This is a genomic window from Sphingobium sp. YBL2, from assembly GCF_000943805.1.
In the GTDB taxonomy this organism is placed as follows: Bacteria; Pseudomonadota; Alphaproteobacteria; order Sphingomonadales; family Sphingomonadaceae; genus Sphingobium; species Sphingobium fuliginis.
In genome coordinates, this window is record NZ_CP010954.1 from 1,194,154 (window position 1) to 1,213,529 (window position 19,376).

At 64.3% G+C, this 19,376-nt stretch carries 16 protein-coding genes; 9 read left to right on the forward strand and 7 right to left on the reverse strand.

Features of this window, described 5'->3' with window-relative positions; translation table 11 throughout:
* A complete protein-coding gene (locus TZ53_RS05645; protein ID WP_025550524.1) occupies positions 1–1,203 on the reverse strand; it encodes an acyl-CoA dehydrogenase family protein in 1,203 nt (400 codons plus the stop codon).
* A 149-nt stretch (positions 1,204–1,352) separates the two neighbouring features.
* Here TZ53_RS05645 and TZ53_RS05650 point away from each other — a divergent pair, with 149 nt between their 5' ends.
* Positions 1,353–2,126: an SDR family NAD(P)-dependent oxidoreductase gene (locus TZ53_RS05650; RefSeq protein ID WP_025550522.1), complete on the forward strand. Its 774-nt coding sequence runs from the start codon at positions 1,353–1,355 to the stop codon at positions 2,124–2,126.
* A 336-nt stretch (positions 2,127–2,462) separates the two neighbouring features.
* On the opposite strand, the gene TZ53_RS05655 is transcribed toward TZ53_RS05650, so the two are convergent.
* Positions 2,463–4,136, reverse strand: a complete 1,674-nt coding sequence (locus TZ53_RS05655; protein WP_025551345.1) for a GMC family oxidoreductase — start codon at positions 4,134–4,136, stop codon at positions 2,463–2,465.
* 185 nt (positions 4,137–4,321) lie between these two features.
* On the opposite strand from TZ53_RS05655, the gene TZ53_RS05660 reads away from it, so the two are divergent.
* The 4 genes from TZ53_RS05660 (at position 4,322) to TZ53_RS05675 (ending at position 9,660) form a co-directional block, all read left to right on the forward strand.
* Positions 4,322–5,110, forward strand: a complete 789-nt coding sequence (locus tag TZ53_RS05660) for an SDR family NAD(P)-dependent oxidoreductase (RefSeq protein WP_044660673.1) — start codon at positions 4,322–4,324, stop codon at positions 5,108–5,110.
* A 42-nt stretch (positions 5,111–5,152) separates the two neighbouring features.
* The gene (locus TZ53_RS05665) at positions 5,153–6,628 is read left to right on the forward strand and encodes an aldehyde dehydrogenase (RefSeq protein WP_025551343.1); all 1,476 of its coding nucleotides are present in this window, start codon (positions 5,153–5,155) and stop codon (positions 6,626–6,628) included.
* Between the two features lie 16 nt (positions 6,629–6,644).
* A complete protein-coding gene (locus TZ53_RS05670) occupies positions 6,645–7,976 on the forward strand; it encodes an MFS transporter (RefSeq protein WP_037483851.1) in 1,332 nt (443 codons plus the stop codon).
* A 109-nt stretch (positions 7,977–8,085) separates the two neighbouring features.
* Complete coding sequence (locus tag TZ53_RS05675; protein ID WP_025551339.1) at positions 8,086–9,660, forward strand: AMP-binding protein; 1,575 nt, start codon at positions 8,086–8,088, stop codon at positions 9,658–9,660.
* Positions 9,661–9,715: 55 nt separating this feature from the next.
* Here the strand turns inward: TZ53_RS05675 and TZ53_RS05680 are convergent, their stop codons facing one another.
* Positions 9,716–10,564 (reverse strand): metal-dependent hydrolase, encoded by an 849-nt coding sequence (locus TZ53_RS05680; protein ID WP_025551337.1) that lies wholly within the window; start codon positions 10,562–10,564, stop codon positions 9,716–9,718.
* A gap of 171 nt (positions 10,565–10,735) precedes the next feature.
* Between TZ53_RS05680 and TZ53_RS05685 the strand changes: the two genes are divergently transcribed.
* Entirely contained in the window at positions 10,736–11,839 is a 1,104-nt protein-coding gene (locus TZ53_RS05685; RefSeq protein WP_044660674.1) for an epoxide hydrolase family protein, read from the forward strand.
* Positions 11,836–12,582, forward strand: a complete 747-nt coding sequence (locus TZ53_RS05690; RefSeq protein ID WP_025551333.1) for an enoyl-CoA hydratase-related protein — start codon at positions 11,836–11,838, stop codon at positions 12,580–12,582. The genes TZ53_RS05685 and TZ53_RS05690 overlap by 4 nt, the downstream gene beginning before the upstream one ends.
* A gap of 53 nt (positions 12,583–12,635) precedes the next feature.
* On the opposite strand, the gene TZ53_RS05695 is transcribed toward TZ53_RS05690, so the two are convergent.
* Positions 12,636–13,742 carry an amidohydrolase family protein gene (locus TZ53_RS05695; protein ID WP_025551331.1) on the reverse strand — a complete coding sequence of 369 codons (1,107 nt, stop codon included), beginning with the start codon at positions 13,740–13,742 and terminating at the stop codon, positions 12,636–12,638.
* Between the two features lie 284 nt (positions 13,743–14,026).
* Between TZ53_RS05695 and TZ53_RS05700 the strand changes: the two genes are divergently transcribed.
* Positions 14,027–15,013: a TauD/TfdA dioxygenase family protein gene (locus TZ53_RS05700; RefSeq protein ID WP_226870230.1), complete on the forward strand. Its 987-nt coding sequence runs from the start codon at positions 14,027–14,029 to the stop codon at positions 15,011–15,013.
* Between the two features lie 54 nt (positions 15,014–15,067).
* Here the strand turns inward: TZ53_RS05700 and TZ53_RS05705 are convergent, their stop codons facing one another.
* On the reverse strand, positions 15,068–15,880 hold the full coding sequence (locus TZ53_RS05705; RefSeq protein WP_052628106.1) for an enoyl-CoA hydratase/isomerase family protein: 813 nt from the start codon (positions 15,878–15,880) through the stop codon (positions 15,068–15,070).
* A 90-nt stretch (positions 15,881–15,970) separates the two neighbouring features.
* Between TZ53_RS05705 and TZ53_RS05710 the strand changes: the two genes are divergently transcribed.
* On the forward strand, positions 15,971–17,266 hold the full coding sequence (locus TZ53_RS05710; RefSeq protein WP_238320120.1) for an MFS transporter: 1,296 nt from the start codon (positions 15,971–15,973) through the stop codon (positions 17,264–17,266).
* 150 nt (positions 17,267–17,416) lie between these two features.
* Here TZ53_RS05710 and TZ53_RS05715 read toward each other — a convergent pair whose 3' ends face one another.
* On the reverse strand, positions 17,417–18,322 hold the full coding sequence (locus TZ53_RS05715) for an acyl-CoA thioesterase (RefSeq protein ID WP_044660675.1): 906 nt from the start codon (positions 18,320–18,322) through the stop codon (positions 17,417–17,419).
* On the reverse strand, positions 18,319–19,284 hold the full coding sequence (locus TZ53_RS05720; RefSeq protein WP_025552033.1) for an SDR family NAD(P)-dependent oxidoreductase: 966 nt from the start codon (positions 19,282–19,284) through the stop codon (positions 18,319–18,321). Before TZ53_RS05720 ends, TZ53_RS05715 begins: the two co-directional genes overlap by 4 nt.
* Positions 19,285–19,376 lie beyond the last annotated feature (92 nt).

Here is a 19,376-nt window from a genome sequence, read left to right on the forward strand (position 1 = left end):
TCAAAGGCCGAAGGCGAGCCTGGCCAGAATATTCTTTTGGATCTGCTTCGAGCCGCCATAGATGGTCGCCGCCCGGTTGATCAGCGCCACGGTGGTCCGGCCGGGCGCATAGTCGGGCCACACGTCGGTGGGCGCCGGCGGCGGGACGGGCGCGGCGTCGAAGAAGCGCAGCGACTTGGCGCCCATGGCGTCGACCTGCAACATGGTGATTTCCTGCTGGAGTTCCGAGCCCCTGATCTTCAGCACGGAGGCGGCGGCAGCCTCCGGCTCGTCCAACTCCTCATGCGCCAGCACGCGCAGCACGGACCATTCCAGCGCGAGCAGATCCGCCTCCGCCTTCGCGAAACGGGCCCGGAAGGCGGGATCGTCCGCGACGCGGCGGCCGCCCACGCTTTCGCCAAGCGCGATGTCCTTCGCGCGGGCAAGCTCACGCTTGCTCCAGTAAATGAAACTGGACGTGGTACGCTCATGCTCCAGCAGGAACTTGGCATAGGTCCAGCCCATGCCCGGTTCCCCGATCAACTGGTCGGCGGGCACTTCGACATTGTCCAGGAACACCTCGCACAGATGCGCCTCGCCATTGATCTGCGGAATCTGGCGCACGGTGATGCCCGGCGTGTCCATCTTGATGATCAGGAAACTGATGCCGCGCTGCGGCTTTACAGTCTTGTCGGTGCGGACCAGGAAAAAGCCCCAGTCCGCATGCGCGGCGCCGCTGGTCCAGATCTTCTGCCCGTTGACGATATATTTGTCGCCGACCAGTTCGGCGCTGGTGCGCAGCGAGGCGAGATCGGAGCCCGACCCCGGTTCGGAAAAGCCCTGCGCCCACATCGTCGCGCCTTCGCGGATCATGGGCAGGAACCTGTCCTTCAGATAATCGGAACCATAGGTGTAGAGCACCGGCCCCAGCATATGCGTGCCGCCCCAGTCGAATTCGGGCGCGTCGGCCTTGTACAATTCCTCATTGAAGATGAAGAGCTGCATCGGAGTCCAGCCGCAGCCGCCAAACTCCACCGGCCAGTGCGGCACGGATCGGCCATGGGCGTTGAGGATGCGCATCCATTCCAGCAAGTCGGGCACGGCGGCGTTGTTGGCGACCTTCCGACGCTGGCGCTCCTTCATGTCGGCGGGCAAGACGCTGTCGATAAAGGCGCGCACTTCCGTCCGGAAGGTTTGAAGATCGGGATCGAGGCGCAATTCCATCGGATCGGCTCCGGCTGACTATAGGGTGATACCCGATTTCCATGGCCTGCACTCCCCAGGGGTGCAAGCAGGGCGGGGAGCAGCATCATCCATGCGATGGTGCGGCGGCACGATTTGACAGTAGATAGTCGTCATGATGAAAATCATACATGCAAAATGCAGATAAAGAAGATGCGGATGCGGAACGCGGCAGTCTGATATGGATTTCGGGCGCGACCGAGGGCATCGGCCTGGGCCTGGCGCGCAACGTTCCCTATGGCGATGCGCGCATCATCAATTTGTCGCGGCGGCCGCATCCCCATCATGAGAGCATCTTCCTCGACCTGGCCGATCCCGAGAGTTGGGACAATGTCGGCGCGCATTTTGCCGATAGCCTCGCCAATTTTCGGGGTGCCCGCGCGATATTCATCCAGAACGCGCATATGAAGGGGATGACGGGCTTTGTCGGAGAGGTGCCGCCGGACGATTATGCCCGCGACATCACCGCGAATGTCGCCGCGCCGCTTCGGTTGGGAGAGATGTTCCTGCGCGCGGTCGGAGAGAGCGGTTTTGCCGGAGAGGCGGGGCTGGTCATGATGTCCTCTTCCTCCGCCCGCTCTCCCACCATCGGACAAAGCGTCTATTGCGCCGGCAAGGCCGCCCTGGAAATGTGGGTGCGGGTGGCGCGCCGGGAACTGGCGATGCGGGATAGACGCAACGTCTGGGTCACGGCGGTGCGGCCCGGCTTCGTCGACACCCCCCTCACCCGGCATGTCGCGGCGATGGCCGACGACCATTATCCGATCGCTTCGCAGATGCGCAGGCAGATGGAACAGGGCATCGGCGTCATGGACATAGACAGCGCGGCGCGCCAGATCTGGGCCGCATTGCCGACGGACCAGTCGCTGCTGCTGTTCGGTGAGCAGGTGCGGCGGGAAGCCTAGAGTTTGTCCTGCCCAGGCGGGGTGGATAATTCCAGACTCGCCGGACTGAGTGATTTGGGTGGAATCAGGACATTCCCCCTCCCGCAGGCGGGAGGGGGCTAGGGGGTGGGCTGGCGCGGCATCTGCGCTGTTTTGCAACGGCTAAGTCAGAAGCTCGCTGCGCTCGCACCCACCCCTAACCCCTCCCGTTTACGGGAGGGGAATGTCTTGGATTGGCCATTTCCCGCCATTCCGAATTGTCCACGCGGCCTAGTTTGAACCGCGTTCCTGTGCAGGAGCAAGTCGCGCTTCAATCCAAAGCATCGCTGACTGAGACAGGCGGCGGCGCCACTCCCATCAGCTTTCTGCAAGGATCAGGTCGGAACCCTTCTCCGCGATCATCATCGTCGCTGCGTTGGTGTTGCCCGACACGACGGCGGGCATGACCGAGGCGTCGACGACCCGCAGGCCTTTCACGCCATTGACCTTCAGCGTGCCGGATACGACCGCATCCGGGCCGACGCCCATGGCGCAGGTGGAGGTGTGATGATAACCGGTCGACCCGCTAGCCCGCGCAAAGGCCAGCAATTCCTCATCGCTTTGCAGCGCTGCCCCCGGCGTCAGTTCATGGTCGAAATAGGGCGCGAGCGCGGGGCTTTCCATCACGCGGCGCGCCCAACGCAGCCCGCCGACCTGAGCGCGGCAGTCCGCCTCCGCCGACAGGAAGTTGGGCTTGATCGAGGGCGCATCATGGAAGTCGCCGCTCTTCACATGGATGGAGCCCTTCGACTGCGGCCGCATCACATAACCGCCCACCGTCATCCCCGGCAGCTTTTCCATCGTCATGGCGCCGTTTTTGGCCAGCGCCTCGAAATCCACCGTGGCGGGGCTGGCGAAGAATTGCAGGTCGGGCAGATCGAGCGCCGGATCGGACTTGAGGAAGGCCGTCAGGTTCGACCCACCCAGCGCCAGCAGTCCGGTACGGCTCGCGGCGAAACGGATCATCTGCCCCACCAGCGGCAGGCCGCGCGACATGGCGTTGAAGCTGGAAGCGCCCGGCTTGAGGCGAGCGCGGACCATCGATGCATAATGGTCCTGCAAATTCTCACCGACGTTCGGGCTGTCCACCAGCGTCGTGATGCCCAGCGCCCGCAGACGTTCGCCCTGGCCGATGCCGGACAGTTCCAGCAATTGGGGCGAATTGATCGTTCCGCCCGAAAGGATGACCTCGCGGCGCGCGCGCACCTGCCGCAGCCGGCCGCCCTTCCAATATTCGACGCCGACGGCCTTCCTGCCTTCGAACAGGATGCGCGTGACGTGGGCATGGATGATGACCTGCAGATTGGGCCGCTTCATCGCCGGGTGCAGATAGGCGACCGCCGCCGATACGCGCAGGCCCTTATGGGCGTTGAGCCGGACCCGCGCGACGCCCTCCCGCGTGGTGCCGTTCAGGTCTTTGGCCACCGGGGCGCCCGCTTCCTCGAACGCCTTCGTCATGATGTCCAGCATCGGGTGCCGCATCGGCACGTCGCTGATCTTGAGCGGGCCTTCCTGCTGGTCGCGGCTGGCGCCTTCGCCCTGCTGGTTCTCGATCCGGCGGAAATAGGTTTCCGCTTCGTCCCAGCCCCAGCCGGTCAGGCCCCTTTGCCGCCAGCCGTCATAATCTTCCGGCAAGCCGCGCACCCAGAGGATGCCGTTGATGGAGGAGGAACCGCCCAGAACCTTGCCGCGCGGGAAGAAATGCTGCCGGCCGTCCGAACCCGGATCGGGATCGGTCATGTAATTCCAGTTTATGCGCGGGTCCTTCAGCATCCTGGTGAAACCGGCGGGCACATGAATGTTCATCGTGCTCATCGCCTGCGCGGGATTGAAGAGATTCTGCAACGGCCGGTCGTCGCCGCCCGCCTCCAGCAGCGCGACCTTGTGGCGGCCGTTGGCGCTCAGCCGGTTGGCGAGCACGCAGCCGGCCGATCCCGCGCCGACGATGACATAATCGGCTTCCGCCTCCACGCTGCTCTGCGCCTCGACCATGCTGCCTTTCTCCTTATCCTCAGCACCGTGCATAGCGGGGAGGGATGAAGGGTGCGCAAGCCTTATGTCGGACTTTACCGACGAACATCGCCCTTATGATGGCTTGGCGGATGCCATCGAAATCCGGGGGTCGCCAGCGCTATGACTGCATCGGGACGTAGTCTTGGCCAAGGATGAGGATAAGAATGACGGGGCTTTTCTCGCTCGCGGGACGCACGGCGATGGTCACGGGAGCCTCCCGCGGCCTGGGCAGGGCGATCGCGCTGGGGCTGGCGGACGCGGGAGCATCGCTGATCCTCGCGGCGCGGGACGGCGCGAAGCTGGAGGAAACCGCCGAAGAAATACGGGCGGCTGGCGGGCGGGCGCAAACGATCGCGTTCGACCTGGCCGATCTGGACGCGGTGCAGGCGACGACCGACAGGCTGAACGCCGAAGGCGCGGCCATCGACATATTGGTCAATAACGGCGCCATCGGCGGATGGGGACCGCTCCACGAGTCCACCCTCGCCCATTGGGAGAATATGTTCGATGTGAACGTATCGTCCATGTATCTGCTGTGCCGCGACCTGTCGAAAGGCATGGCGGCGCGCAAATGGGGGCGGATCATCAACTTCGCCTCCTACGTCTCCGACACCGGGCGGCCGAACCTGTCCGCCTATGTCGCCAGCAAACATGCGGTGCTGGGCCTGACGCGATCCATCGCGGCCGACCTGGCGCCCCATGGCGTCACCTGCAACGCCATCGCGCCCGGGTTCTTCGACACGGACATGGCAGCGCCCACCGTCGGCCATCCGGAGCGGGCGAAAATCTTCCGCAGCGCCATAGCGCTCGACCGCTTTGGCGATCCGAAGGAGATGGTCGGCCCCGTCCAGTTCCTGGCGTCCGACGCATCGGCCTATATCACGGGCCACATGCTGCCGGTCGATGGCGGCGTCGCCAATATCCTGTCGCTGCCTGTCGTGGTCGAGACCTAAGCAGCCGCCCTTTCTTTGCCGAATCCAGAAGGAAAATCGCGCATGACCGATACGCTTCTCCACCTCGCGAACCCCGAAAAGCTGTTCATCGGCGGCGACTGGTCCCCTTCTTCGGGATCGGACGGTATCGAGATCATCTCGCCCGCCACCGAGGAGAAAGTGGGCCGCGTCGCCAAGGCGACCACCGCCGACATGGACCGCGCCATCGCGGCGGCGCGCAATGCCTTCGACAACGGCCCCTGGCCCCGCATGACCGGGCCGGAGCGCGCCGTCTATCTGCGCCGCATCGCTGAGGAAATGGCCAGGCGCAACGACGATTTCGCCCGCGCCTGGTCGCTGCAGGTGGGCATGCCCTATTCGCAATCGTCGATGACGGCCCCCTTCATGGGCGGCTATTACACCTATGCCGCGGACCTTGCCGAAAAGGGGTTTGAGGAGGTGCGCCCCGCCCTGGCCGGCGGGCATGCCATCGTCGTGCGCGAGCCGGTGGGCGTCGTCGCCGCCGTGGTGCCGTGGAACGCGCCGCTGGCCACGCTCTCCTTGAAGGTCGCCTTCGCGCTGGCGGCAGGCTGCACGATCATCGCCAAGCCTTCGCCCGAAACGCCTCTGGAAGCGCTGATCCTGGCCGAATGCATCGCGGCGGCGGGCGTGCCCGACGGCGTCTTTTCCGTCCTGACGGCGGATCGCGAAGTGTCCGATTATCTGATCCGCCATGAAGGGGTGGACAAGGTCAGCTTCACCGGTTCGACCGCCGCCGGCCTGCACATCGCCTCGGTCGTCAGCGCCCGGTCGGGACGCATCACGACGGAACTGGGCGGCAAGTCCGCCGCCATCATCCTGGACGATGCCGACATCGGCAAGGTCGTGGAAGGGATCATGCCGAACCTGGTCGGGCTGTGCGGCCAGCAATGCGCCGCCTTCAGCCGCATATTAGTGCCCGCCTCATTGAAGGGCGCGGTGGAGGAAGCGCTCGCCGCCGCCATGCAATATGTGCAGGTGGGCGATCCTTTCACTGAAACGACGCAGATGGGCCCGCTCGTCACCCAGCGCCAGCATGGCCGCGTCTTCGACTATATCCAGCAGGGGAAGGCGCAGGGCGCCCGCATCGTCACTGGCGGCAACCGCCCGGCTCATCTCGACAAGGGCTGGTTCGTGGAGCCGACCCTGTTCACCGACGCCAGCAACAACATGACCATCGCCCGCGAGGAGATTTTCGGACCCGTCGGCACGATCATCGCCTATGGCAGCGAGGAAGAGGCGATCGCCATCGCCAACGACAATATCTACGGCCTGTCGGGCGGGGTGTTCACGCAGGATGTCGAGCGCGCCTACAAGGTCGCCCGCCGCATCCGTACCGGCAATTTCGGCCATAATGGCCGCGTCATCGACTACACCATTCCCTATGGCGGCTTCAAACAGTCCGGCGTGGGCCGCGAGGGCGGTGAGGAAGGGTTGCACGGCTTCACCGAGATCAAGGCCGTCTTCATGCAGGATCTGCCTGCCCATCTGAAGGGCTGACCCCTTGCACGCGCGCGTGGATGGCCCCGCCGACGCCCCCGCCCAGACCAGTCACTGGCCGGACAATTATGGTCCGGCCAGCGCCTGGTGGACCGTCTTCATCCTGATGATCTTCCAGATCGTGTCGATGATCGACCGGCAAGTCATATCGGTGCTGATCCCGGAGATGCGGGCCGACCTTGGCCTCAACGATTTCCAGATCAGCCTGGTGCAAGGCCTGTCCTTCGCCCTCTTCTACGGGCTGATGGGGCTGGTGATCGGCGGGCTGGTCGACCGTTATTCGCGGCGCGCGATCATGTTCACCGGCATCGTGGTCTGGTCGCTGGCGGCGGCGGGCACAGGGCTGGCGCGCAGCTACAGCCAGCTCTTCGCCGGCCGGCTGCTGGTGGGCGCGGGCGAGGCGGCGGTATCCCCCGCTGGGCAGTCGCTCCTTGCCTCCATCTTCCCCCGTCATCGGCTGACGACGCCGATCGCCTGCCTTTCCGTGTCCGGCGTCATCGGCATATCGCTGTCCTACGCGCTGGGCGGCAACCTGCTCGCGCTGTTCAGCGCGGAGCCGTTGAGCGGTCCGTTCGCGGGGCTTGCCCCTTGGCGGCAAGTGCTGGTGGTGACGGGCCTGCCCGGCGTGGCGGTCGCCTTCCTCGCTTTCGCCTTTCGCGAGCCGAAGCGCCGCAGCCAGCCTCCGCCCGACCGGCAGGCGGCAAGCTGGGGCGCCTTCTTCCGCCATATCGGCGCGCATCCCCGGCTGATGCTGGGGCTGATCCTGGGATCGGCGGTGATGGCCGTCGCCATTCAGGGGACGATGGTATGGACGCCGACCTATGCCCGCCGCGTGCTGGGCGTCAGCGCGGCGGAGGTGGGAACGATGATGTCGGTCGCGGTCGCGCTGGGCGGCATCGTCGGCGGGCTGTCGCTGGGCGTGCTGATCGACCATCGCTTCGCGCGCGGCACCCGCGACATGGCGCTGCGGTTGCTGTGCGGCTTCTGCATCGCGATTCCCCCGGTTCTGGCGGCGGCCTTCGCAGCCGGCAATTTCGCCCTGCTGTTCGGCGCGATCACGCTGATGATGATGACCATGGGGTCGAGCTATGGGCCGACCATGGCCGCCGTGCAGATGATCGCGCCCATCGAGATGCGCGGACGCTTCGCCGCGCTGATGGTTTTGGCGTCCAATCTGTGCGGCTATGCGCTGGGACCGATGCTGATCGGTTTCCTGACGGATTATGTCTATGGCGATCCCATGAAGCTGGGCTGGGCGATCATCACCGGCCTGCTGACCGCCGGACCGCTCGCGGCCTGGATGGTCTGGTCGGCGCGGGGCGATTTCCTGCGCCATCTGGATCGATGAAGCCAGCCATCACAACCACGGTGATGCCAAGCTTGTCCTTCCTTCGAAGGCGAGTTCGGCCCATGCTGCAACATGGCATCGGCACCAGAATCCTGACGAAAAGGCCATCATGACGACGACTATTCCCGCCCTCATGCGCAGCGCCGCCGCGCGTCACGGGGACCGCCCGGCCCTGGTTTCGCAGACTGACGGGGCGATCAGCTATCGCGAACTCGACCGCCAGGCCGATCTGGTCGCCAAGGCCCTGATCGCGGACGGCGCCCGGCCGGGCGACCGGGCCGCCATCTGGGCGCCCAATATGTGGGAATGGGTCGCCATCGCCATCGGCATCCAGCGCGCCGCGGGCGTGATGGTGCCGCTCAACACACGCCTGAAGGGCGGCGAGGTGTCGGACATCGTGCGGCGGGGACAGATTGTCCGCCTGTTTTCCATCGGCAGTTTCCTGGGCCGCTATTATCCGGCCATGCTGAAGGACGAAGCGATGCCCGGCCTGCGCCGCCGCATCGTGTTGCGCGCCGAACCGCAGGAACTGGGCGAAGGCGAAATCGGTTTCGAGGATTTCGTCGCGCTGGCCGCAAACAGCAGCGACGCGCAGCTTGCCGAGCGCGAGGCGATGGTGAAGCCCGACACGCTGGCGGACCTCATGTTCACGTCCGGCACGACGGGAGCGCCCAAGGGCGCGCTTTTCGATCATCGCCGGTCGCTGGGCGGCGGTCAGGCATGGGTCGACATCGCCCGGCAGACGGCGGACGACCGCTATGCCGCCTTCGGTCCCTTCTCGCACAACGCATCCTACAAGGCGGGCTGGGTCGCATCGCTGATCGCGGGCAGCACGCTCTATTGGCCCGAAGCCTATGATCCGGCAAGCGTGCTCGACCTGGTGGCGAAGAACCGGATCACCGTTATGCCCGCGCCGCCGACCGTGTTCCAGGAAATGCTCGCCTTTCCCAACTGGCGCGATTGGGACATTTCGAGCTGGCGCTTCATGTCGACGGGATCGACCGTCGTGCCGATCGAACTGATGAAACGGCTCCAGGCCGAAACCCCGATCCAGGAGATCAGCACCGGCTATGGCATGACCGAATGCTGCGGCTCCGCGACGCACACCCGGCCGGGCGATCCCATGGAACGCATCGCCTATACGGTCGGCACGGCGATCCCCGGCACCGAAATCCGCGTCGCCGGGCCGGATGGCCGCTCGCTGGGGGTGGGAGAGCCGGGCGAAGTGCTGATCCGCGACGACAAGCTGCTGATCGAATATCTCGACAATCCGGAGGCGACCCGCGCCACGCTCGACGCCGATGGCTGGCTGCATTCGGGCGATGTCGGCTGTCTGGATGCGGACGGGTATCTGAAGCTCACCGACCGGCTGAAGGACATGTATATCGTCGGCGGATTCAACGTCTATCCGGCGGAGATCGAGAAGCAGATGACGGGCCTGCCGGGCATCCACCAGTCCGCCATCATCGGCGTGCCCGACCAGCGGCTGGGCGAAGTGGGCCATGCCTTCATCGTCCGGGCCGCCGGTTCCTCCATCACGGCGGAGGAGGTGATCGGCTGGGCGAAGGCCAATCTCGCCAATTACAAGATTCCTCGCGGCGTCACCTTCCTCGACGCGCTGCCGATGAATTCGACAGGGAAAGTGATCAAGTTCGCGCTGAAGGAACTGTATAAAAGCGCGTGACCGGGAAGAAGGGCGTCAGCGCCGCGCGCCCCGTCATTTCTGGCGAACCGTCAGCTCAGGCCTCCGCCGGTCCCGATTTTTCGAACTGGCGGAGAAAATCGAACAGCCCGGGCGGGGTTGGCTTTTTCCCCGGATCGTACCAGGGCAGCAAGTTCTTGAGCAGTTGTGGGAAAAATACCCTGAGCTGGAAATTGTTGAGCGCCTTGATGTCGCGATCAAGCGCGGCTTGTTCGGCAGGCGTCATGCTTTTCTTGTCCTGTTCGATCAGGTAGGAAAACATGCGGTCCATGAAACCCCGCAAATGAACCATGGCATAGAGGCAGCCATAGACACGGTAGAAATAGCCGTTCCAGATCCTGCCCCACAGGCCGCGGCTGTAAATCCGGTGATAGATCTGGAAGCAGACCTCCCGATGTTCGAACTCTTCGGCCATATGCCATTTCCAGAATGCCACGGCATTGGGGTCGGCGCCTTCGATCAGCGCATCCATCCGCTCGAACCAGATGCCGCCCTGCACCGCGCCCAGCGATTCGAAGCCGTCGGCATAGGCGAGCATGAATTTGAGCGAGCGGTTCTTCAGGAAAGCGTCCAGATCGTCGGCCAGCTTCTTCTCGAACTCGGCCAGCCGGGGATAGCCTTGCGCCGCGATCACCTTGTTGAACTTCTGATGCTGGCGGTAATGCTGCGATTCCTGGCCGATGAAGGCGGCCATGTCCTCGCGCAGTTGCTCCGAACCGGCGGGCAGGCGCTCCATCGCGATGTTCAGCACCTTGATCAGCCAGGGTTCGACCGGGGCGGGAATGATCGAGGTCGCGTTCTGAAACTGGGCGAAGGCGATATTGGGTGCCCAATGCGCGCGCACCTTTGAAAAATCGATACGTGGATAGCGTATGACGATGCCCACTGGCTCCCCCTCCATCTTTCGTTGTCATCAAGGATACGCCATCGTACCACCGGCCCGTTCTCCCGTCATGACTGCCCGGGAGTCCGATCATGACTGTGATGCATCCGCCCATGGATATTCGGCCAGGGGATGGAAGCATTATGAATCGGCCGATCATTGAGGAGAGGCCCTTTGACCCCCACCCCCTTCCGCATCGACGTGCCGCAGTCTGTGCTCGATCATATCCGGCACCGGCTGGCGGACAGTCGCATCGGCTATATGCCCGACGATCCCGACCAGTGGAAATATGGCATGGATGCGCGCTATCTGGCCGAGCTGGTCAATTATTGGCGTTCGGCATATGACTGGCGCGCGGAGGAGGAGAAGCTCAACCGCTGGCCGCAGTTCATGGTCGAGATCGACGGCATCCCCATTCATTTCTATCATGTGCGGGACAGTGACACGCACAGGCCGCCGATCCTGCTGACGCATGGATGGCCGGGATCGGTGGTGGAGTTCCAGGAGGCGATCCCGCTGCTGGTGGAGGCGGGCTTTTCCGTCGTCGTGCCGTCGCTGCCCGGCTATGGCTGGTCGGGCCGGCCGCCGCGGCCGATCGGTCCCGCCCGCGTCGCCGCCTTGTGGCGCGCCTTGATGGTGAACGTGCTGGGCTATCCGCGCTTCTTCGCGCAGGGGGGCGACTGGGGATCGGCGGTGACGACGCAGTTGGGCATCAGCCACGCCGATGTCGTGGCGGCGATCCATCTCAATTTCTTCATGGCGCCGCCGCCGCATGCCGATGCCGATGCGGAACTGCTCGACTATTGGGCGCAGGTCCGCACGGTGATGGAGGCGGAAAGCGGCTATCATCACGAACAGGCCACCAAACCGCAGACCATCGGCTTGGCGCTGCATGACAATCCAGTCGGCTGGGCGGCCTGGGTGGTCGAGAAATTCTGGCGCTGGGGCGACACCAAGGGCAATATAGAGAGCCGGTTCAGCAAGGACCATCTGATCACGAACCTCATGTCCTATCTGGTCACCGACAATGTGATGTCGTCGATCTGGATGTATTACGGCCTGAACGGCGACGCGCTGGCGGCCGGGCCGGTGACAGTGCCCACCGCGCTCGCCCATTTTCCCGGCGAATTCTATCCCATGCCCAGCCGCGCCCTGGCCGAGCGGCAATATCATGTGGTCCGCATGACGAAGATGGACGCGGGCGGGCATTTCGCCGCGATGGAGGAACCCCAGGCGTTCGCCCGCGACGTCATCGCATTTTTCGAGAGCCAGATATGACGCTGGAACCGAATGGCGTGCTGCTGGCCGAGGAAGCCGGCGAAGGCATAATGTTGCTGACGATGAACCGGCCGGCGCAACGCAATGCGATCGATCCCGCGCTGCTTGACGCCATGAACGCGGCATTCGATGCTTTCGTGCAGGACGACCGCTGGCGGGTGGGCGTGTTGACGGGCGCGCCGCCGGCCTTCTGCGCCGGGCTGGACCTTAAGACCTTCTCTGCTCCTGATGCGCCGCGCCAGAGCGTGACGGCGCTGATCCAGCGCGTACCGCGCCTGGGCAAGCCCATGATCGCCGCGGTCGGCGGTGCGGCCTATACTGGCGGGCTTGAGCTGGCGCTGGGTTGCGACTTCATTCTGGCCAGCGAGAATGCCCGGTTTGCCGATACGCATGCGAAGATCGGCGCATTGTCCGGCAGCGGCATGGGGTCGCGCCTGCCCCACGCCGTGGGCGCGCGCTTCGCCCGCCAGATGATATTGAGTTGCCAGCCGGTCGATGCCGCCACGGCCTTGCGCGTGGGCCTGGCCAATGAGCTTCTGCCGGCTGAGCAATTGCTGCCCAGAGCCATCGAGATCGCCGGGGCGATCGCCGCGCACGATCCCGGCCTGATCCGCATGTCCAAGAGCGTGATCGATCGCGGAACGGAAGGCACGCTGGCCGACGCGCTGGCGATCGAGACGGAAGCGCTGCAAAAGCGCAAGGCCATGGGCGCCATGGCGTGGAGCAGCGCGACGCCCGGCTGAAAGAAAGGGGAGCGAACCTCAGGTCCGCTCCCCTTCCCTTACCCCTTATCCGATCAGATGCCCCAGAGTTGGGCCGCCGTTTCGCCCAGCACCTTGCGCGCGGCGGGCTCGCCCACCGTATCGAAGATGCGCTTCATGATGGCGTCGCTGCTGCCCATCACGCCTTCCGGATGCGGATAGTCGGTCGACCACATCACCCGGCCATCCCCGATGCGCGTGATATTCTCCATCGCGACATCGTCTTCCATGAAGGTGGTGTAGCAGTGGTTATGCCAGTACCAGCTCGGCTTCTGCGCCAGCTTGGGCCGCAATTCGGTCGCATAGTCGCGTGCGACCTTGTCGGCATTTTCCAGCGTGCCGGGCACCCAGCTCGCGCCGCCTTCGGTGAAGACGACGCGCAGGCCGGGGAAACGGTCGAACAGGCCGGAGAAAACCAGCTGTCCGAACAGCCCGGTGAAGGGCATCAGATTGGCGTTCAGGTTCGCGCCCAATGAGCCCCGGCCGCTATATTGGAGATAGGCGCCGATATGGAAGGAGACGGGAAAGCCGCTTTCCTGGATCGCTTCCCAGAACGGGTCCATATCCTTGCTGTTGTAGCGCACGCCCTTGGGACTGACGGGAATGTCGATCGCCTTGTAGCCGAGCTGCTTCAGCTTCTGGAGATAATCCTTCGTTCGTTCCGGCCACAGGAAGGTGGGCAGCAGCGCGACGGGGAACAGCCGGTCGGGCGCCGCTTCCTTCCATTCCGCGGCCCATTCATTGCAGACATCGACGCAGCGATACCAGAATTCCTTGTCCGGCATGCGGATCAGGCTGTTGAGGCGGCCATGATAGATGATGGCGGCGTCAATGCCCTCCGCGTCCATGTCCGCCAGGCGCTTGTCGACATCCCAAAAGCCCTCGCGCCCTTCGGGGAAGGTCGGCGGCAGGCCGGGGACGTCATAATTCTGCCCGTCGACTTCGAGATGGAAGCCCGTCTCGTCCTTCCAATATTTAGGCGCGCGATCTTTGTCCGCGCCCTTCAGCCGGTTTTCCCACAGCCCCGGTTCCTCGATCAGATGATCGTCGCTGGAAATGACGCGCATGCCGGCGGGCCTCTCCCACGATCGGGCCGGCATGACGCGGTCCTTGGGCCACGGGGTCGCGGTGAAACTATTCATCCTTTTCCATTCCTTCTTGGGGATCTCGTCCGACACGGGGCTGCCGTCCGCCACCCCCGTCTTGCTCGCCCTTATAGCATGGCCGAAGCAATAGGCGCCGTTATGGGCGGGTTCCGGGCGATGTCATCAGACTTCTGATGAGTTGTCGAAAGTCCATTCAAGATCATTGTTCAATGATATTGAATAGTTTTTTCGAAAATTGCCCGATTATAGGGGCAATGGGTAAGGTTTAACATGAGCGCACTGGTCCGCCGTTATGGCCCGGCCGCATGCGCGAGGAGAGAATGATGCTGAAAGAAGACGAGGTTCAGGAAAGGGCCGGGCTCAAGGTCCGCGCGCTCAGCCCCGGTTTCGGTGCGGAGATCATCGGCGTCGATCTGTCGCGCCCGCTGGACGACAACATGGCAAACGCAATCCGCGACATATGGATCGAGGCCGGACTGCTGCTGTTCCGCGATCCCGATGCCGATGACGAAGCGCAGATGCGGCTGAGCCGTCTGTTCGGGGAGATGGAGCCGGCTGCGACCGCCGATATGAACGATCCCAATAACCAGTTCATGATGACGCTGAAATATGACCCGGCGGACGACAAGCCCCGCTTCCAGACCGATTATCATTTCGGCGGGCATGACCGGGCGGGCTATATCCCGTGGCATTGGGACCAGAGCTTCATGCCGACGATCGTGCGCGGCGCGGTGCTCCGCATGGAGAAGCCGGCGACGCAGCTTGGCCGAACCGGGTTCATCGATGCGATCGAAGCCTATGAGCGGCTGTCGCCCGGAATGAAGGAGAAGATCGACGGCATGGAGGTCGTCTATCATTTCGTGACGGACTTCATGCAGTGCAAATATGGCGTCCCGGCCGATCTCCGTGCCTTGGCGCGCGACACGCCTTCTGGCGGAACGAAATATGATTTCCCGCCCGTCGTCCACCCGATGGTCATCACCCAGCGGGAGACCGGGCGCAAGGCGCTGAAGATTTCACCGCTGCAGGCGCAGTATATTCTGGGCATGGATCGGGCCGAAAGCGATTCGCTGCTCGCCGAACTGGCGGCGCATCTGACCGACGAGCGACATGCCTATTTCCACGACTGGCAGAAGAACGACATGCTGGTGTGGGATAATTGGCGGATGATTCACCATGCGGAGGGCGTGCCGTTGAACGTCCCACGCAGCGCCCGACGCACCACGATCATGGGCGACTATGCGGTGGGCCGCTATCTCGATCCCACGCTCGACCGCAACCGGGCCGTCAAGCGGATCGTGGATTGACAATCAGGGAAGCGCCTTGTCACCGCCTTCGGGCCGTGACGGGGCGCCTTTGGCCTATCGTCCCGAAAAATGCGGCGGCCGCTTTTCCATGAAAGCGGCGGTCGCCTCGCTATAATCCTCGGTCATCGTGCCCAGTATCTGCGCCCGGTTTTCTGCCTGGATCGCGGCTTCATAGCTGTTGGCATCCAGATTGGCCCACATCAGCGCCTTGGTATGGGCGACCGAATAGGGGCTGTTTGCCAGAACGGAGCGCGCATAGGCGATGGCGTCGTCGATCAACGACCGCGGATCGGACAGCGATCGCACAAGGCCGATGCGCTCGGCTTCCTCCGCCTCGATCGCGCGGCCGGTCAGCAATATGTCGAAGGCTCGCGCCGCGCCGATCATGCGCGGCAGCAGATAGGAGATGCCGCTTTCGCCGCCGGTCAGCCCGATCCGCACCGCCGCCACCAGAAATTTCGCTGCGGGGGTCGCGATCCGTACATCGGCGCTGAGCGCGATCGCCATGCCCGCACCCACAGCCGGGCCATTGACCGCCGCGATCACCAGTTTCGGCATGGACCGGATGCGTCCGCCCATGCCGGCGAACTGTTGTTGCCAGTGAAGTTTCTCGATGACGCCGCTGCTGCCCGTCTGGTTACGCTGGTTGGTCGCCGCGAGATCCTGCCCTGAACAGAAGCCTCGCCCCGCGCCGGTGACGATGACGGCCCGGCAGGCGGCGTCGGCCGCCAGTTCGTCCATCAGCCCGTTGAAGCGGGCGACCGTCTCCCGAAGCAGGGCGTTCATGCGCGCGGGCCGATTGAGCGTTACGAGCGCGATTCCCTGGCCGTCCGTCAGCCGTTCGACGACAATATCCTCGGCCATCATCCTCTCCCCAACATGGCCATGACGGTGCCGCCGCCGTCGACCCGCTGGCAAGCCATGGCCATGGTCTCTACACATATGCGTAGAAATGGGATGCGGCTGTTCCCATCGCCCGCTTTCGCGCAGGAATGGGGCATGAGCCCGCACCCGCCCCCTGACGCCGCCGGTACATCCCAATTGCATCTGATCGCGCAAGAATGGAGGCGCGCCTGGCGTCCCGGCGTTGCGGCGCTGTTCGCAGGATCGCTGGGCTATTCCCTCTATTCTGCGGTTTCCAGCCTGTTCGTGGAACCCTTGCAGCAGCAGTTCGGCTGGTCGCGCGGGGACATCGCCTTCGTCCACAGCTTCGGCCTGATCATCGCTTTCATCGCGCCGGTCATCGGCCGGATGACGGATCGTCACGGCGTCAGACCGATATTGTCGGCGGGCCTGCTGCTGACCGCCATCGGTTATGGGCTGCTCGCTTCCATGGGCGGATCGCTCGGCTATTTCTACGCGGTGCATATCGGCTTTGCGCTCGTCGGCATGGCGACGACCGGCATCACCGTCACGCGCATCCTGAGCGGCGCGTTCGAGCGGACGCGGGGGACCGCGCTCGCCATAGGCCGGTCGGGGCTGGCGGTCGCGGGTGCGTTGATGCCGATGGCGCTATATCCGATGATCCTGCGCTTCGGATCGTCGGGCGGCTATCTGCTGCTTGCCGCCTTCATCCTGTTGATCGCGCTGCCTCTCATCTGGTTCTGGGTGCCCTCACGCACTGCGGAGCTGCGGTCCGGACGCACCGCGCTGCCCCGTGCTGACAGCGCGCTGTCGCTGCTGGCCAATGGCAAGGTCCGCATCCTCATCGCGGCGTCCGTTCTCAACTATGTGCCGGTGGTGGCGTTGCTCTCCCAGATGAAGCCGCTTGGCGTGGAAAAGGGGCTCGATGCCGTCGCCGCCGTGGGCGCGGTATCGATGATGGGCGCGGCTGCCGCCATGGGCGCATTGCTCAGCGGTGTCCTGGTCGATCGCTTCTGGGCGCCCGCAATTGCCTTCATCCTGAATTTCGCGCCTGCGGTCGGTTGCCTGCTGCTGCTCCAGCACGATGTACCGCCCGCGCTTTTCTATGGCGCGGTGCTGATGATCGGCCTTGGCCAGGGGGCGGAGATCGATATCGTCGCCTTCATGATCGCGCGCTATTTCGGGCTGCGCAGCTATGCCACCATCTACAGCCTGTCGACGCTGGGCATCGCGCTTGGCGTCGCGGTAGGCGCCAGCCTGATCGGCATGGCCTATGATCGTTTCGGCAGTTACGACATTGCCCTGCTGGCTTGTTCAAGCAGCTTCTTTCTCGCCGCCTTGTTCTACCTGATGATGGGGCGTTATCCGAAGGGCGGCCAACCGGACTAGAGCCATCGACATTCAGAAGATGACGAGCCGAAAATGGTGGTTTTCCGTGACCCGGCGCGCAGCGTACTCAAAGTACGTGAGCACCGGAAGCACGGAAAAGCGTCATTCGCAGGCCGTCAGGGCTGAATGTCGATTGGCTCTAAGCTCGCCTCAAGTCCGGAGGCGGCGCATCAGGCATTCCTGGGCGGTCGACGCGATCAGACGGCCATCGCGGTCGAAAATCCGCCCCGTCGTGAGGCCCAGGCCATCACCTGCCGACGGGCTGGACGTATGATGCAGCATCCATGCCTCGCAGCGGGCAGGGCGGTGGAACCACATCGCATGATCCATGCTGGTGGTCAGGAATTCGCCGCTGTTGGTGGGCAGGAAATGCGGAATCGCCGCGGCGCCGCCCAGCCAGTAATCGCTGGCGAAGGCGAGCAGACACTGCTGCAACCGGCTGTCCTCCACAGTGGCGGCGCCGGACTGGCGGAACCAGAATGATCGCGCCGCTTCGGTCGGCCGTGCGAGGAAATAGTCTTCCGGCGCGATCGGGCGCATCTCTATCGCCAGGGCGGCGGCGAAGTTGTGCGTCACCGCCTGTTCCAACTCCGCCGCCCGTTCGCGCACGAAATGCTGGATCGGCGCGACCCGCTCGGGCGGCGGCACGACAGGCATCGCTGCGTTCTGATGGACGAATCCCTCCTCTGGCGCATGGAATTCGGCCATCATCGTGAAGATCGCCCGCCCATCCTGACAGGCGGTGATCTGACGGTTCGCGAAGCGACGGCTGTCGCGCAGGCGCGCAACCTGATAGTCGAGCCGCCGATCCGTGCGCCCGGCGGCCAGGAAATAGGCGTGGAAAGAGCTTGCGGGCAGCGCTTCCACCGTCTTCATCCCTGCCAGCAAGGCCTGGGCCAGCAATCGCCCGCCGAACACCGACCCGATGTGATTGTGCGCTCCGGCCGATCCGGTGAACCGGTCCGGTCCCGTTTGCGTGACATCGAGGATGTCGGAAATAGCATCCCGCGTCGGCAGGGGTCTATCGTCATGGAACGGCCCATCCGCCGCGATCATGCATCGAGTCCCAGAGCGCGCCGCACCGACAGGACCGTATCCATCTCGTCCAGACCGCTCAACGGCAGGTCATATTCCGAGCGGTCGTCGATCTCGCTGATATGGGCCGCGATGTCGTCGCAGCTCGGCGCGTCCGGGCCGGGGCTGTACCAGCCCCGCGTCAGGCCGACGAACAGCCGCGAATATTTGCCGCCCAGCACCGAATACATATGCTGGGAGGAGGTGCAGTCCCGGCTGGCCATATAGCAGGCCAGGGCGGCGACGAATTCCGGCTTCATCCCTTCGATGAAATGACGGGTCCGGGCGCCTGCGGCCTTGAGGAAAGCGATGTCCGGGCGCTGCTCGACAGGGGTGCCGCCCAGCCGCCCGCCCTGCGCATTGGGGAAGAGCGTATTGACGACGATCCCTGCGGGAGCCTCCTGCGCGATGACGTTCATCAGGCCGATCAGCGCCGTCTTGGCAGCCCCATAATTGGCGCGATAGGGGTTGCCGAATACGCCCGATTGCGAACTGACCAGCACGATCCGGCCATAGCCCTGCTCCATCATGGCGCGATAGGCGGGCTGGCATATGTTGAACGCGCCCTTCACATGAACGGCCAGCACGGATTCGATGTCCTCCCCGGTCAGTGCGCCGAAAGCTCCGTTCCGCTGATTGCCGGCATTGGAGATGACGATGTCGACCCGGCCGAAGGCGGCCATCGCGGCATCGACGACGGCCTGTCCTCCCGTCTCGGTCGCCACCGTGTCGTAATTGGCGATGGCGCGGGCGCCCAGATTCCTGAGTTCTTCCACGACGGCATCGGCATAGCCGGTCGATCCGCCCTGCCCCGTCGGATCTCCACCCAGGTCATTGGCGACCACAGCCGCACCTCTGCGCGCCAGTTCCCGGCAGAAGGCCGAACCAAGCGCGCCGCCCGCACCCGTCACCACAGCCACTTGCCCGTTGAAATCGATCGCCATCCGCGCCTCCATCAGGCGCCGACCATGGCGGCAGCCCGGCCGGCCGCCAAGCCGGGCGATGGAATTTCGGCCATGTGATGAATGGCGGCGCC